Below are 15,800 nucleotides of genomic sequence, written 5' to 3'. Positions count from 1 at the left end.
AATGGTGATACCGCGAGCTTTTTCTTCTGGAGCGCTGTCGATCTTGTCGAATTCAACTACGGCCGAACCGAAAACTTCGGAGCAGACGCGAGTCAGAGCAGCGGTCAGAGTGGTTTTACCGTGGTCAACGTGGCCGATGGTGCCAACGTTTACGTGCGGTAGGGAACGATCAAATTTTTCTTTAGCCACGACAATTAACTCCTAGCCTAAAGGGGGGCTGAATCAGCCTTGTTTTTTAACGAGAGCTTCGACGATGTTCGACGGAGCTTCGGCGTATTTGGAGAATTCCATGGAGTAGCTCGCGCGACCCTGAGACATGGAACGAACGTCGGTTGCGTAACCGAACATCTCTCCGAGCGGAACTTCAGCACGAACGACACGACCGGAAACCGAGTCCTCCATGCCCTGAACCAGACCACGACGACGGTTCAGGTCACCCATCACGTCACCCAGGTAGTCTTCCGGAGTAACAACTTCCACCTTCATGATCGGCTCGAGAACCACGCCACCACCCTTCTGGGCCAGTTGCTTGGTTGCCATCGAAGCAGCGACCTTGAACGCCATCTCGTTGGAGTCGACGTCATGGTAGGAACCGTCAAACACGGTAGCCTTCAGGCCGATCAGCGGATAGCCGGCAACAACGCCGTTCTTCATCTGCTCTTCGATACCCTTCTGAATCGCTGGAATGTATTCCTTAGGAACCACACCACCAACAACTTCGTTGGTGAAAACCAGACCTTCGGTGATGTTGCCTTTTTCGTCGGCATCCGGCTCGGAGAAGCGGATCCAGCAGTGACCGAACTGACCACGACCACCCGACTGACGAACGAACTTGCCTTCGATCTCGACGTTGGACTTGGTGATCTTCTCGCGGTACGAAACCTGCGGCTTGCCGATGTTGGCCTCGACGTTGAACTCGCGCTTCATGCGGTCAACGAGGATGTCCAGGTGCAGCTCACCCATACCGGAGATGATGGTCTGACCGGTTTCTTCATCGGTCTTGACGCGGAACGACGGGTCTTCCTGGGCCAGCTTGCCCAGTGCGATACCCATCTTTTCCTGGTCCTGCTTGGTTTTCGGCTCAACGGAGAGCGAAATCACAGGCTCAGGGAAATCCATACGCTCGAGGATGATCGGCTTGTCGGCGTTGCACAGGGTATCACCGGTGGTGACGTCCTTCATGCCGATCAGAGCGGCGATGTCGCCCGCACGTACTTCCTTGATCTCTTCACGCTGGTTGGCGTGCATCTGAACCATACGACCAACGCGCTCTTTCTTGCCCTTGACCGAGTTGATGACGGAGTCACCGGAGGTCAAGAAGCCCGAGTAAACGCGAACGAAGGTCAGAGTACCCACGAACGGGTCGGTGGCAATCTTGAACGCCAGCGCCGAGAACGGCTCGTCGTCATCAGCGTGACGCTCGTCGTACTGCTCTGGTTTGACTTCGTCTTTCGGCACGTCGATCAGATCAGGGTGGATACCCTTGATCGCAGGGATCTCGGTCGGAGCAGGCAGGAAGTCGATAACGGCGTCGAGAACCAGGGGAACGCCCTTGTTCTTGAACGACGAACCGCAGACAGCCGGAACGATCTCGCTGGCCAGGGTGCGCGCACGCAGGCCTGCCTTGATCTCTTCGACGGTCAGCTCACCTTCTTCAAGGTACTTGTTCATCAGTTCTTCGCTGGCTTCGGCAGCCGCCTCAACCATGTTGTTGCGCCACTCGTTGGCCAGCTCTACCAGATTCGCAGGAATTTCTTCCTCACGATAGGTAGTGCCCTTGTCGTCTTCGTTCCAGTAGATAGCCTTCATCTTGATCAAATCAACCTGACCTTCGAAGTTATCTTCTGCACCGATGGCCAGCTGTACTGGAACCGGAGTATGACCCAGACGATTCTTGATCTGGCCGACAACGCGCAGGAAGTCCGCACCGGCACGGTCCATCTTGTTCACGTAAACAATACGTGGAACACCGTACTTGTTGGCTTGACGCCATACAGTTTCGGACTGAGGCTCAACACCGGAGGTACCGCAGAACACGACCACAGCGCCGTCAAGTACGCGCAGGGAACGCTCTACTTCAATTGTGAAGTCAACGTGACCCGGGGTATCGATAACGTTCACGCGATAGTTGTCATACTGACCACGGGAACCCTTCCAGAAAGTGGTAACAGCAGCGGAAGTAATGGTAATACCCCGCTCCTGCTCCTGCACCATCCAGTCGGTGGTCGCGGCGCCATCATGCACCTCGCCCATTTTGTGGCTCAGACCTGTGTAAAACAGGATCCGCTCGGTAGTAGTGGTCTTGCCCGCGTCAACGTGAGCACAGATACCAATGTTACGATAGCGGTTGATTGCAGTAGTACGAGCCATAAAGCCCTCGCAAAATTAGTGAAGCTAAAATTAGAAGCGGTAGTGCGAGAAAGCCTTGTTAGCTTCGGCCATACGGTGCACGTCTTCACGCTTCTTAACAGCAGCACCTTTACCTTCAGCAGCATCCAGCAGCTCGCCAGCCAAGCGCAGAGCCATAGACTTCTCGCCACGCTTGCGGGCGAAGTCTACCAACCAGCGCATTGCCAGAGCGTTACGACGGGACGGACGAACCTCGACCGGAACCTGGTAAGTAGCACCACCAACGCGGCGCGACTTCACTTCGACCAGCGGAGCGATGGCGTCGAGTGCTTTTTCGAAGAGTTCCAGGGGATCGGTGCCGGTCTTGCGAGCCGCAACGGTTTCCAGGGCACCATAAACGATACGTTCGGCAACGGCTTTCTTGCCGCTTTCCATAACGTGGTTCATGAATTTGGCGAGGATTTGGCTTCCGTATTTCGGATCGTCCAGAATCTCACGCTTTGCTGCTACGCGACGTCTTGGCATTGATAAGCCCTCAAACGGTCTTCAGGTTAGTTCGGGACAGATCCGCGAGGATGCGCGCCCGACCTTACTCTTATCGACTCAGTAAAATAAAAATCTGCAAAACGGCCGATTACTTCGGACGTTTGGTACCGTACTTCGAACGACCCTGGTTACGGCCTTTAACGCCGGAAGTATCCAAGGAGCCGCGAACGGTGTGGTAACGAACACCTGGCAAGTCTTTTACACGACCGCCACGGATCAGAACCACGCTGTGCTCTTGCAGGTTGTGGCCTTCACCACCGATATACGAGGAAACCTCGAAACCGTTGGTCAGGCGCACACGGCATACTTTACGCAGTGCCGAGTTAGGTTTTTTCGGCGTAGTGGTGTACACACGGGTGCATACGCCACGACGTTGCGGGCAGTTCTGCAGCGCAGGTACGTCGGATTTCTCGACGATACGCTTACGCGGCTGACGTACCAGCTGGTTGATAGTTGCCATCTACTAGCTCCACTGTTGTCTTGCGACGCTATTGTCTTGCAAGAAAAGCAAAATGACAGGAACGGATTCCCGCCAAATTTAGGGGATCAAGAGTCTAAAGAGGATCTTGCCCCCAGTCAAGGCAAGGCCCCGACCTCCCCGCCCATCGAACTTCGACAAATTGTCTCGATTCGATGAACGGCGCGATCAGGGCCTCAGCTCATTTTTCGCAGAACTCAGTTACCGCTCGAGTTCAGCGCTTCGGTCAGTGCAGCTTCCACTTCACTGGCGCTTACGCGCAACGGTTTGTCCGCATCACGACGACGCTTGCGCTCGCTGTGATAAGCCAGACCGGTACCAGCCGGGATCAGACGACCCACGACCACGTTTTCTTTCAGGCCGCGCAGGTAATCGCGCTTGCCGGTTACCGCCGCCTCGGTCAGTACGCGGGTGGTTTCCTGGAAGGAAGCCGCCGAGATGAACGATTCGGTCGACAACGACGCCTTGGTGATACCCAGCAGAACACGGGTGAACTTGGAGACAAACTTGTCTTCCGCATTCAGACGCTCGTTCTCTACCAGAACGTGAGTCAGTTCCATCTGGTCGCCCTTGATGAAGCTGGAGTCGCCCGACTCGGAGATCTCAACTTTACGCAGCATCTGACGCAGGATGGTCTCGATGTGCTTGTCGTTGATCTTCACGCCTTGCAGACGGTAAACGTCCTGGATCTCGTTGACGATGTACTTGGCCAGCGCGCTGACACCCAGCAGACGCAGGATGTCGTGCGGATCGCTCGGACCGTCGGAGATAACTTCGCCGCGGTTTACCTGTTCGCCTTCGAACACGTTCAGGTGACGCCACTTCGGAATCAGCTCTTCGTACGGATCGCTACCGTCGTTCGGGGTGATGACCAGACGACGCTTGCCCTTGGTCTCTTTACCGAACGCGATGGTGCCGCTGACTTCAGCCAGAATCGACGCTTCTTTCGGACGACGAGCCTCGAACAGGTCGGCAACACGCGGCAGACCACCGGTGATGTCACGGGTTTTCGAAGTTTCTTGCGGGATACGAGCGATAACATCACCGATCGCAATCTTCGCACCGTCCGCAACACCGACCAGGGCGTTGGCCGGCAGGAAGTACTGAGCAATAACGTCAGTGCCTGGCAGCAGCAGATCCTTGCCGTTATCGTCGACCATCTTCACAGCAGGGCGGATGTCCTTGCCGGCGGCTGGACGATCTTTCGGATCAAGTACTTCAATGTTGGTCATACCGGTCAATTCGTCAGTCTGACGCTTGATCGTGATGCCTTCTTCCATGCCCACGTAGGTCACGGTACCTTTCATTTCGGTAACGATCGGGTGAGTGTGCGGATCCCACTTGGCCACGATGGCACCAGCGTCGACCTTGTCACCTTCTTTAACCGAAATCACGGCACCGTACGGCAGCTTGTAACGCTCGCGCTCACGACCGAAGTCGTCAGCAATCGCCAGCTCACCGGAACGGGACACGGCAACCAGGTTGCCATCCACGCGCTCAACGTGCTTCAGATTGTGCAGACGGACGGTACCGCCATTCTTCACCTGAACGCTGTCGGCTGCGGAAGTACGGCTTGCCGCACCACCGATGTGGAACGTACGCATCGTCAGCTGGGTACCCGGCTCACCGATGGACTGGGCAGCGATAACGCCGACCGACTCACCGATGTTCACCTGGTGACCACGAGCCAGGTCACGGCCGTAGCACTTGGCGCAGATACCGTAGCGGGTTTCGCAGCTGATCGGCGAACGCACGATCACTTCGTCGATGCTATTCAGCTCGATGAACTCGACCCACTTCTCATCTACCAGAGTGCCGGCAGGAACGATGACGTCCTCGGTACCCGGCTTGAATACGTCACGGGCAATGACACGACCCAATACGCGCTCACCCAACGGCTCTACAACGTCACCGCCTTCAATGTGCGGAGTCATTACCAGGCCGTGTTCGGTGCCGCAATCGATCTCGGTCACAACCAGATCCTGCGCCACGTCTACCAGACGACGAGTCAGGTAACCGGAGTTCGCAGTTTTCAACGCGGTATCCGCCAGACCTTTACGAGCACCGTGAGTCGAGATGAAGTACTGGAGTACGCTCAGACCTTCACGGAAGTTCGCAGTAATCGGCGTTTCAATGATGGAACCGTCCGGCTTGGCCATCAGACCACGCATACCGGCCAGCTGACGAATCTGTGCTGCGGAACCCCGCGCACCCGAGTCGGCCATCATGTACATCGAGTTGAACGATTCTTGCTCGACTTCGTCGCCGTGACGGTCGATGACTTTCTCTTTCGAGAGGTTGGCCATCATCGCCTTGGAGACTTCGTCGTTCGCTTTCGACCAAAGGTCGATCACTTTGTTGTACTTCTCGCCCTGAGTTACCAGGCCGGAGGCGTACTGGCTCTCGATTTCTTTCACTTCGTCGGTGGCAGCACCGATGATGCGGGCTTTTTCATCCGGGATAACGAAGTCGTTAACACCGATGGAAACGCCGGAAATGGTCGAGTAGGCAAAACCGGTGTACATCAACTGGTCAGCGAAGATCACGGTCTCTTTCAGACCAACCACGCGGTAGCACTGGTTGATCAGCTTGGAGATCGCCTTTTTCTTCATCGGCAGGTTGACGACGTCGAACGACAGACCTTTCGGTACAACCTGGAACAGCAGCGCACGGCCGACAGTAGTGTCGACGATACGGGTGTTGTCCACGCTGTTGCCGTCACGATCGTTCACGGTTTCGTTGATACGAACCTTGATCTTGGCGTGCAGTGCGGCTTCGCCGGCACGGAACACACGGTCAACTTCCTGCAGATCCGCGAACACACGACCTTCACCCTTGGCGTTGATCGCTTCACGAGTCATGTAGTACAGACCCAATACAACGTCCTGCGACGGAACGATGATTGGCTCACCGTTTGCTGGCGACAGAATGTTGTTGGTCGACATCATCAACGCACGCGCTTCGAGCTGGGCTTCCAGCGTCAGCGGTACGTGCACGGCCATTTGGTCGCCGTCGAAGTCGGCGTTGTACGCAGCACAGACCAGAGGGTGCAGCTGGATAGCCTTACCTTCGATCAGTACCGGTTCAAACGCCTGGATACCCAGACGGTGAAGGGTCGGTGCACGGTTGAGAAGAACCGGGTGTTCGCGAATCACTTCGGCGAGAACGTCCCAAACTTCCGGCAGCTCGCGCTCGACCATTTTCTTGGCCGCTTTGATGGTAGTCGCCAGACCACGCATTTCCAGCTTGCCGAAAATGAACGGCTTGAACAGCTCGAGAGCCATCTTCTTCGGCAGACCGCACTGGTGCAGACGCAGGGTCGGACCTACGGTAATTACCGAACGACCGGAGTAGTCAACACGCTTACCGAGCAAGTTCTGACGGAAACGACCTTGCTTACCCTTGATCATGTCAGCCAGGGATTTCAGAGGACGCTTGTTCGAACCGGTGATAGCGCGGCCACGACGACCGTTGTCGAGCAGTGCATCGACAGCTTCCTGCAACATACGCTTTTCGTTGCGCACGATGATGTCCGGAGCGGACAGATCCAGCAGGCGCTTCAAACGGTTGTTACGGTTGATCACTCGACGATACAGATCGTTGAGGTCGGAAGTTGCGAAACGACCGCCATCCAGCGGGACCAGTGGACGCAGATCCGGCGGCAGAACCGGCAGAACGGTCAGCACCATCCACTCTGGCAGGTTGCCGGAACCCTGGAAGGCTTCCATCAACTTCAGACGCTTGGACAGCTTCTTGATCTTGGTTTCGGAGTTGGTTTGCGGAATCTCTTCACGCAGACGGCCAATCTCATGTTCCAGGTCGATAGCGTGCAGCAGTTCGCGGACAGCCTCGGCACCCATGCGGGCGTCGAAATCGTCACCGAACTCTTCCAGCGCTTCGAAGTACTGCTCGTCGTTCAGCAGCTGACCTTTTTCGAGAGTGGTCATGCCCGGGTCGATAACGACATAGCTCTCGAAGTAGAGAACGCGTTCGATATCACGCAGGGTCATGTCCATCAGCAGGCCGATACGGGACGGCAGCGATTTCAGGAACCAGATGTGGGCAACCGGCGAAGCCAGTTCGATGTGCGCCATGCGCTCACGACGAACCTTGGCCAGTGCAACTTCAACGCCGCACTTCTCGCAGATCACACCACGATGCTTCAAGCGCTTGTACTTACCGCACAGGCACTCGTAATCCTTTACCGGGCCAAAGATCTTGGCGCAGAACAGACCGTCACGCTCGGGTTTGAACGTACGGTAGTTGATGGTTTCCGGCTTTTTAACTTCACCGAACGACCACGAGCGGATCATCTCAGGCGAGGCCAATCCGATACGGATGGCGTCGAACTCTTCGACTTGACCCTGGTTTTTCAGCAAATTCAGTAGGTCTTTCAAGGCCTTTCCTCCTGGCGGAGCAGAGAGCGGGCAATCCTGCCCCGCTCTCGATCGCGTCACGTGTTATTCGGTTTCCAGATCGATATCGATGCCGAGGGAACGAATTTCCTTGATCAACACGTTGAAGGACTCGGGCATGCCCGGCTCCATACGGTGATCGCCGTCCACGATGTTTTTGTACATCTTGGTCCGACCGTTCACATCGTCCGACTTCACTGTGAGCATTTCTTGCAGAGTGTAAGCAGCACCGTATGCTTCCAGTGCCCAGACCTCCATCTCCCCGAAACGCTGACCACCGAACTGCGCCTTACCACCCAGCGGCTGCTGAGTAACCAGGCTGTACGAACCGGTAGAACGCGCGTGCATCTTGTCGTCTACCAAGTGGTTCAGCTTCAGCATGTACATGTAGCCAACGGTAACTGGACGCTCGAACTTGTTGCCGGTACGGCCGTCGGTCAGCTGCATCTGGCCGCTTTCTGGCAGATCCGCCAGTTTCAGCATGGCCTTGATTTCAACTTCCTTGGCACCGTCGAACACCGGAGTGGCCATAGGAACGCCGCCACGCAGGTTCTTCGCCAGATCCAGGATTTCCTGATCGGAGAAGCTGTCCAGATCTTCGTTACGACCGCCGATCTGGTTGTAGATCTCGTCCAGGAAGGTACGCAGTTCAGCAACTTTGCGCTGCTCTTCGACCATCCGGTTGATCTTCTCGCCCAGACCTTTGGCCGCGAGGCCGAGGTGGGTTTCAAGGATCTGACCAACGTTCATACGCGAAGGTACGCCCAGCGGGTTGAGGACCACGTCGACCGGGGTGCCATTGGCATCGTGCGGCATGTCTTCAACCGGCATGATCACGGAGACCACACCTTTGTTACCGTGACGACCGGCCATCTTGTCGCCCGGCTGGATGCGACGACGGATTGCCAGGTAAACCTTGACGATCTTCAGCACGCCTGGAGCCAGGTCATCGCCTTGCTGCAGTTTGCGCTTCTTGTCTTCGAACTTGTCGTCCAGCAGACGGCGACGATCAACGATGTAGGCCTGAGCCTTCTCGAGCTGCTCGTTCAGAGCATCTTCAGCCATGCGCAGCTTGAACCACTGACCATGCTCGAGACCGTCGAGCACTTCGTCGGTGATGTCCTGGCCTTTCTTCAGACCCGCGCCGCCTTCAGCCTTGTGGCCTACCAGAGCGGAACGCAGACGCTCGAAGGTTGCGCCTTCAACGATGCGGAACTCTTCGTTCAGATCCTTGCGGATCTCGTCCAGCTGGGACTTTTCGATCGACAGGGCACGGCTGTCGCGCTCAACGCCATCACGGGTGAAAACCTGAACGTCGATGACAGTACCTTTGGTGCCGGTCGGCACGCGCAGGGAAGTGTCTTTAACGTCGCTGGCCTTCTCACCGAAAATTGCGCGAAGCAGCTTTTCTTCCGGGGTCAGTTGAGTCTCGCCTTTCGGAGTGACTTTACCGACCAGAATGTCGCCCGGGCCGACTTCGGCACCTACATAAACGATACCGGCTTCGTCCAGCTTGTTCAGTGCAGCTTCACCCACGTTCGGGATGTCCGCAGTGATTTCCTCTGGGCCAAGCTTGGTGTCACGAGCCACACAGGTCAGTTCCTGGATATGGATCGTGGTGAAGCGGTCTTCCTGAACCACACGCTCGGACAGACAGATGGAGTCTTCGAAGTTGAAGCCGTTCCATGCCATGAACGCGATGCGCATGTTCTGACCCAGAGCCAGTTCACCCATGTCGGTGGACGGACCGTCGGCCATGATGTCACCACGCTGAACACGATCACCCTTGCTCACCAGCGGACGCTGGTTGATGCAGGTGTTCTGGTTCGAGCGGGTGTACTTGGTCAGGTTGTAGATGTCGACACCCGCTTCGCCGGTTTCAACTTCGTCATCGGCAACGCGAACCACGATACGGCTGGCATCAACGGAGTCGATCACGCCGCCACGACGAGCCACGACGCAAACGCCGGAGTCGCGAGCCACGTTACGCTCCATGCCGGTACCGACCAGCGGCTTGTCAGCGCGCAGGGTAGGTACAGCTTGACGCTGCATGTTCGAACCCATCAACGCACGGTTGGCGTCGTCGTGCTCGAGGAACGGAATCAGCGACGCTGCAACCGAAACTACCTGCTTCGGCGAAACGTCCATCAAGGTGACGTCTTCCGGCGCCTTAACGGTGAATTCGTTCAGGTGACGTACGGCTACCAGTTCGTCGATGAGGACTTTCTGCTCGTTCATGGTCGCCGAAGCCTGCGCGATCACATGATCGGCTTCTTCAATGGCAGACAGGAACACGATGTCGTCGGTGACAACGCCCTCTTTCACCACACGGTACGGGCTCTCGAGGAAGCCGTACTGGTTGGTGCGAGCGTAAGCGGCCAGGGAGTTGATCAGACCGATGTTCGGGCCTTCCGGCGTTTCAATCGGGCAGACACGACCGTAGTGAGTCGGGTGTACGTCACGGACTTCGAAGCCCGCGCGCTCACGAGTCAGACCGCCAGGGCCGAGTGCGGAGACACGACGCTTGTGGGTGATCTCGGACAGCGGGTTGTTCTGGTCCATGAACTGCGACAGCTGGCTGGAACCGAAGAACTCTTTCACCGCCGCAGCCACTGGCTTGGCGTTGATCAGGTCTTGCGGCATCAGGCCTTCGCTTTCAGCCATCGACAGACGCTCTTTGACCGCACGCTCAACACGTACCAGGCCAACGCGGAACTGGTTCTCGGCCATTTCGCCCACGCAGCGAACACGACGGTTACCCAGGTGGTCGATGTCGTCGACGATGCCTTTACCGTTACGGATGTCGACCAGAGTCTTCAGTACCGCGACGATGTCTTCCTTGCATAGCACGCCCGAACCTTCGATCTCGGTACGACCGATACGACGGTTGAACTTCATCCGGCCGACTGCAGACAGGTCGTAACGCTCAGGGCTGAAGAACAGGTTGTTGAACAAGGTCTCGGCAGCGTCTTTGGTTGGCGGCTCGCCTGGACGCATCATGCGATAGATCTCGACCAGCGCTTCCAATTGGTTGCTGGTGGAATCGATCTTCAGCGTGTCGGAGACGAACGGACCGCAGTCGATATCGTTGGTGTACAGAGTTTCGATGCGTACGACGCCAGCCTTGGCGATTTTCGCCAGGATTTCGGTCGACAGCTCGGTGTTGCACTCTGCCAGGATTTCACCTGTAGCCGGATGCACGATGGCCTTGGCGGTGGTACGACCCAGAACGTAATCCAGAGGCACGTCCAGCTCTTTGATCCCGGCTTTTTCCAGCTGGTTGATGTGGCGGGCAGTAATACGACGGCCCTGCTCAACGATCACCTTGCCTTTGTCGTCCTGGATATCAAGAACCGCAACTTCACCACGCAGGCGCTGGGGCACCAGCTCCAGGCTCAGGCCTTCGCCTTTTACGTGGAATACGTTGGTGGTGTAGAACGCGTCCAGTACTTCCTCGGTGGTATAACCGAGCGCGCGCAACAGTACCGAGGCCGGCAGCTTGCGACGACGGTCGATACGCACGAATACGCAGTCTTTCGGGTCGAACTCGAAATCCAGCCACGAACCGCGGTAAGGAATGATGCGCGCGGAGTACAGCAGTTTGCCGGAGCTGTGCGTCTTGCCACGGTCGTGGTCGAAGAACACGCCCGGGGAACGGTGCAGCTGGGAAACGATAACACGCTCGGTACCGTTGATTACGAAGGTACCGTTCTCAGTCATCAATGGGATTTCGCCCATGTAGACTTCTTGCTCTTTGATGTCCTTGATCGCTTTGTTCGACGATTCTTTGTCGAAAATGATCAGGCGCACTTTTACCCGCAAAGGTACGGCGAAAGTTACACCGCGCAATACGCATTCTTTGACATCAAATGCCGGTTCGCCCAGGCGATAACCGACGTACTCCAGCGCAGCATTGCCGGAGTAGCTGATGATCGGGAAAACGGATTTGAAGGCCGCATGCAGGCCCACGTCGCGGAACTGATCTTTAGTCGCTCCCGCTTGCAAGAATTCACGATACGAATCCAGCTGGATGGCCAGGAGGTAAGGCACATCCATGACGTCCGGCAACTTGCTAAAGTCCTTGCGGATACGTTTTTTCTCAGTATATGAGTAAGCCATCAGCGTTCCCCAGCTTGGTCACCTGCTTGTTTGGCCCCTCCCGACGGGAGCAGCCAGAAAATCGTGCAAACCCCATGGTTTGCGCCACCACATCGGGTGGTTACAGCTCGCTATCGGCACCGACCCAGTCGGCTGCCAATAACGGAAAAAGGCCGGTGGCAAGAGCCACCAGCCATCAGCCTGTCGCTTGACGCTCGGGCTGGAGGAGCAAAGTCGATGCTTACTTCAGCTCGACTTTAGCGCCTGCTTCTTCCAGCTTCTTCTTAGCGTCTTCAGCAGCTTCTTTCGAAACGCCTTCAGCTACAACCTGAGGAGCGCCGTCGACTTTCTCTTTGGCTTCTTTCAGGCCCAGACCGGTCAGTTCACGAACTGCCTTGATCACGTTTACTTTCTTGTCGCCGGCTTCAACCAGAACAACGTTGAACTCGGTTTGCTCTTCAACAACAGCGGCAGCAGCAGCTGGACCAGCAGCAGCAACAGCAGCGGTCACGCCGAAGGTTTCTTCCATTGCTTTGATCAGCTCAACAACTTCCAGAACGGTTTTCTGGCCGATTGCTTCGATGATTTGTTCGTTAGTCAGAGACATGACTCAATTCCTGATTTGGTGGACAGCCTGTACGGCCGTCGAAATAAACAAAAATACGCGAGAGTGGAAACGCTCAGCCTCAGGCTGCAGCTGCTTCTTTCTGATCGCGAATTGCCGCCAGAGTACGAGCCAGCTTGCTGGTAGCGCCTTGAATCACGCTCATCAGTTTCGCAATAGCTTCGTCGCGAGTTGGCAGGCTTGCCAGCACGTCGATCTCATTCGCTGCGAGGAACTTGCCCTCGAACGAAGCTGCCTTGATCTCGAACTTATCCTGACCCTTGGCAAATTCCTTGAACAGACGAGCAGCAGCGCCCGGGTGTTCGTTGGAGAATGCAATCAGGGTCGGGCCGGTGAACACGTCGTTGAGGACACTGTAAGGAGTGTCAGCAACAGCGCGCTTGAGCAGGGTGTTACGTACAACACGTACGTAAACGCCAGCTTCACGAGCCTCTTTACGGAGTCCGGTCATTGCGCCTACTGTTACGCCACGGGCATCAACCACGACAGCGGACAGAGCGACTTTGGCAGCCTCGTTGACTTCAGCGACGATGGCCTTCTTGTCTTCGAGATTAATTGCCACGGGTTTAACTCCTGCTTGTTACCGTTTCATTCGATCGGAACCGAATGTCGTTTTGGTGTCTGATTCGGTAAGGAACCGGGAGCACCATCTGCGTAGGCTTGAGGTTTAAGACTTGCGTCGCCTACGGTCTTGGATAGCCCCCGCCAGGCAGGGACCCCAATCTTTCAATTGGCGCAGTCAACTGCGCCAATTTTTGTCTTAAGCGTCCAGCGAGCTCTGGTCGATAACCAGACCTGGGCCCATAGTGGTGCTCAGGGTAACGCGCTTGACGTAGATACCTTTCGAAGAAGCTGGCTTGATACGCTTCAGATCAGCGATCAGAGCTTCAACGTTTTCCTTCAGCTTGACGGCATCGAAGCCGATCTTGCCAACGGAAGTGTGGATGATGCCGTTTTTGTCGGTGCGATAACGAACCTGACCAGCCTTGGCATTTTTAACCGCGGTAGCGACGTCTGGGGTAACAGTGCCGACTTTCGGGTTAGGCATCAGACCACGTGGACCAAGGATCTGACCCAGTTGACCTACAACGCGCATTGCATCCGGGGACGCGATCACTACGTCATAGTTCAGGTCGCCGCCTTTCATTTCTGCAGCCAGCTCGTCCATACCTACACGGTCAGCGCCTGCAGCCAGAGCGGCCTCAGCAGCTGGACCCTGGGTGAAAACAGCAACGCGAACAGTCTTGCCAGTGCCGTGCGGCAGCACAGTAGCGCTACGAACGACCTGGTCGGATTTACGCGGGTCTACACCCAGGTTTACAGCTACGTCGAACGACTCGACGAATTTGGCAGCTGGCAGCGAAGCCAGCAGAGTTGCGGCCTCTTCGAAGTTGTAGGACTTGCCCGCTTCGATTTTTTCAGCGATAGCCTTTTGGCGCTTGGTCAGCTTAGCCATTACACACCCTCCACGTTAAGGCCCATGCTACGAGCAGAACCGGCGATAGTGCGCACGGCTGCATCCATATCAGCTGCAGTCAGATCCGCGTTTTTGGTTTTCGCGATTTCTTCCAGCTGAGCACGGGTAACAGTGCCAACCTTAACGGTGTTCGGACGAGCGGAACCGCTGGTCAGACCGGCCGCCTTCTTCAGCAGAACCGAAGCAGGGGTGGATTTGGTTTCGAAAGTGAAGCTACGGTCGCTGTAGACAGTGATGATCACTGGAGTCGGCAGACCAGCTTCCAGGCCCTGGGTACGGGCGTTGAAAGCTTTGCAGAATTCCATGATGTTCACGCCGTGCTGACCCAAAGCAGGACCAACAGGTGGGCTTGGGTTAGCCTGAGCGGCCTTCACTTGCAGCTTGATGTAAGCGGTAATCTTCTTGGCCATGAGGCACTCCAATTACGGGTTCGAACGCCTCGAAAGGCTCCCCGGTTACTTGCGCGTTTATCCCAGTGACGACAAAACCCCACAGCCTAGGGCTGCGGGGTTGGGATGCTTGTTCAGTTAGACCTTTTCGACCTGACTGAACTCCAACTCTACCGGAGTAGAGCGTCCGAAAATAAGCACTGCCACTTGGATCCGGCTCTTTTCGTAGTTAACTTCTTCGACAACACCGTTAAAGTCAGCGAACGGCCCGTCATTGACTCGAACGGTTTCGCCTGGCTCAAACAGAGTCTTCGGCTTCGGCTTGTCGCTACCATCGGCAACGCGACGCAGAATCGCCTCAGCTTCTTTATCGGTGATTGGCGCCGGCTTATCAGCAGTACCGCCAATAAAACCCATCACCCGAGGAGTGTCCTTGACCAAGTGCCAAGTACCCTCGTTCATATCCATCTGGACCAGCACATAACCTGGGAAGAATTTGCGCTCGCTTTTGCGTTTCTGGCCATTACGCATTTCAACCACTTCTTCAGTGGGAACCAGAATTTCGCCGAAGCCATCTTCCATGCCAGCCAGCTTTACGCGCTCGATTAACGAACGCATGACATGCTTCTCGTAACCCGAGTAAGCATGCACAACGTACCAACGCTTAGCCACGGGACACCCTTAGCCAACAATCAAGGAAACAAGCCAGCCGAGCAGGGAATCAAGCCCCCACAACAGCAACGCCATAACCAGGACAACAGCCACAACTATCAGCGTGGTCTGCGTGGTTTCTTGGCGAGTTGGCCAAACGACTTTACGAATCTCGGTGCGAGCTTCCTTAACCAGTACAAAGAAAGACTTGCCCTTGGCAGTCTGCAGGCCTACAAAGGCAGCCACAGCAGCAATGACAAGCAATGCGAGTACACGGTACAGGATCGGCGAAGCAGCGTAATACTGATTGCCGACAACGCCAACAATTACCAAAGCGACTACTACCAGCCACTTGAGCAAATCGAAGCGAGAGCCTTGAGCTTCAGCTTTAGGAGTCATCTATGAAGATCCTGTGAAAAGAAAGCCAGAAACACCGAGTGAATCTGGCAGGTCAGGAGGGAATCGAACCCCCAACCTACGGTTTTGGAGACCGTCGCTCTGCCAATTGAGCTACTGACCTAAAACAAAATCAGGCCGACCATTATGCCGGCCCGAAAAAGACATTACAACTGTTTACTCGATGATCTTGGCAACGACACCAGCACCAACGGTACGGCCGCCTTCACGGATAGCGAAACGCAGACCATCTTCCATCGCGATGGTTTTGATCAGGGTAACAGTCATTTGAATGTTGTCACCTGGCATTACCATTTCAACGCCTTCTGGCAGCTCGCAGTTACCAGTCACGTCAGTAGTACGGAAGTAGAACTGC

General features: G+C 55.8%; 13 protein-coding genes and 1 tRNA gene. All 14 read right to left on the bottom strand.

Features of this window, described 5'->3' with window-relative positions:
* On the bottom strand, positions 1-189 hold a 189-nt coding region (locus AC1MDC_RS28405; protein WP_256205956.1), incomplete at its 3' end, for a GTP-binding protein.
* Between the two features lie 33 nt (positions 190-222).
* A complete protein-coding gene (gene fusA / locus AC1MDC_RS28400) occupies positions 223-2,370 on the bottom strand; it encodes an elongation factor G (RefSeq protein WP_085697679.1) in 2,148 nt (715 codons plus the stop codon).
* A 30-nt stretch (positions 2,371-2,400) separates the two neighbouring features.
* On the bottom strand, positions 2,401-2,874 hold the full coding sequence (gene rpsG, locus AC1MDC_RS28395; RefSeq protein WP_007957592.1) for a 30S ribosomal protein S7: 474 nt from the start codon (positions 2,872-2,874) through the stop codon (positions 2,401-2,403).
* A 109-nt stretch (positions 2,875-2,983) separates the two neighbouring features.
* Positions 2,984-3,355, bottom strand: coding sequence for a 30S ribosomal protein S12 (rpsL, locus tag AC1MDC_RS28390; RefSeq protein WP_003186084.1), 372 nt, complete (start codon positions 3,353-3,355; stop codon positions 2,984-2,986).
* Positions 3,356-3,570: 215 nt separating this feature from the next.
* A complete protein-coding gene (rpoC, locus tag AC1MDC_RS28385; RefSeq protein ID WP_085697680.1) occupies positions 3,571-7,770 on the bottom strand; it encodes a DNA-directed RNA polymerase subunit beta' in 4,200 nt (1,399 codons plus the stop codon).
* Between the two features lie 63 nt (positions 7,771-7,833).
* A complete protein-coding gene (rpoB, locus tag AC1MDC_RS28380; RefSeq protein ID WP_085697681.1) occupies positions 7,834-11,907 on the bottom strand; it encodes a DNA-directed RNA polymerase subunit beta in 4,074 nt (1,357 codons plus the stop codon).
* A 220-nt stretch (positions 11,908-12,127) separates the two neighbouring features.
* Positions 12,128-12,493, bottom strand: a complete 366-nt coding sequence (gene rplL / locus AC1MDC_RS28375) for a 50S ribosomal protein L7/L12 (protein ID WP_003255496.1) — start codon at positions 12,491-12,493, stop codon at positions 12,128-12,130.
* A 79-nt stretch (positions 12,494-12,572) separates the two neighbouring features.
* The gene (rplJ, locus tag AC1MDC_RS28370; RefSeq protein ID WP_007957597.1) at positions 12,573-13,073 is read right to left on the bottom strand and encodes a 50S ribosomal protein L10; all 501 of its coding nucleotides are present in this window, start codon (positions 13,071-13,073) and stop codon (positions 12,573-12,575) included.
* 198 nt (positions 13,074-13,271) lie between these two features.
* Positions 13,272-13,967: a 50S ribosomal protein L1 gene (rplA, locus tag AC1MDC_RS28365; protein ID WP_011336175.1), complete on the bottom strand. Its 696-nt coding sequence runs from the start codon at positions 13,965-13,967 to the stop codon at positions 13,272-13,274.
* Positions 13,967-14,398 (bottom strand): 50S ribosomal protein L11, encoded by a 432-nt coding sequence (gene rplK / locus AC1MDC_RS28360; RefSeq protein WP_003228756.1) that lies wholly within the window; start codon positions 14,396-14,398, stop codon positions 13,967-13,969. The genes rplA and rplK overlap by 1 nt, the downstream gene beginning before the upstream one ends.
* Positions 14,399-14,515: 117 nt before the next feature.
* Positions 14,516-15,049, bottom strand: coding sequence for a transcription termination/antitermination protein NusG (nusG, locus tag AC1MDC_RS28355; protein WP_007957598.1), 534 nt, complete (start codon positions 15,047-15,049; stop codon positions 14,516-14,518).
* Positions 15,050-15,058: 9 nt separating this feature from the next.
* Positions 15,059-15,427 carry a preprotein translocase subunit SecE gene (secE, locus tag AC1MDC_RS28350; protein WP_007957600.1) on the bottom strand — a complete coding sequence of 123 codons (369 nt, stop codon included), beginning with the start codon at positions 15,425-15,427 and terminating at the stop codon, positions 15,059-15,061.
* Between the two features lie 45 nt (positions 15,428-15,472).
* Positions 15,473-15,548: transfer RNA gene (locus AC1MDC_RS28345), tRNA-Trp, on the bottom strand.
* 53 nt (positions 15,549-15,601) lie between these two features.
* A partial coding sequence (locus tag AC1MDC_RS28340) for an EF-Tu C-terminal domain-related protein (RefSeq protein WP_455752439.1) occupies positions 15,602-15,800 on the bottom strand: 199 nt, incomplete at its 5' end.

Source organism: Pseudomonas sp. 1, assembly GCF_056626735.1.
Note: the sequence above shows the minus strand (reverse complement) of the source record. Positions and strands in the feature narration are given on the sequence as shown.

What these genes read in the sequence shown, in the direction of transcription:
- fusA (WP_085697679.1), bottom strand. Translation starts at nt 2,370, where the DNA reads ATGGCTCGTACTACTGCAATCAACCGCTATCGTAACATTGGTATCTGT.
- rpsG (WP_007957592.1), bottom strand. Translation starts at nt 2,874, where the DNA reads ATGCCAAGACGTCGCGTAGCAGCAAAGCGTGAGATTCTGGACGATCCG.
- rplK (WP_003228756.1), bottom strand. Translation starts at nt 14,398, where the DNA reads ATGGCCAAGAAGATTACCGCTTACATCAAGCTGCAAGTGAAGGCCGCT.
- rpsL (WP_003186084.1), bottom strand. Translation starts at nt 3,355, where the DNA reads ATGGCAACTATCAACCAGCTGGTACGTCAGCCGCGTAAGCGTATCGTC.
- rplA (WP_011336175.1), bottom strand. Translation starts at nt 13,967, where the DNA reads ATGGCTAAGCTGACCAAGCGCCAAAAGGCTATCGCTGAAAAAATCGAA.
- rplL (WP_003255496.1), bottom strand. Translation starts at nt 12,493, where the DNA reads ATGTCTCTGACTAACGAACAAATCATCGAAGCAATCGGCCAGAAAACC.
- rpoB (WP_085697681.1), bottom strand. Translation starts at nt 11,907, where the DNA reads ATGGCTTACTCATATACTGAGAAAAAACGTATCCGCAAGGACTTTAGC.
- secE (WP_007957600.1), bottom strand. Translation starts at nt 15,427, where the DNA reads ATGACTCCTAAAGCTGAAGCTCAAGGCTCTCGCTTCGATTTGCTCAAG.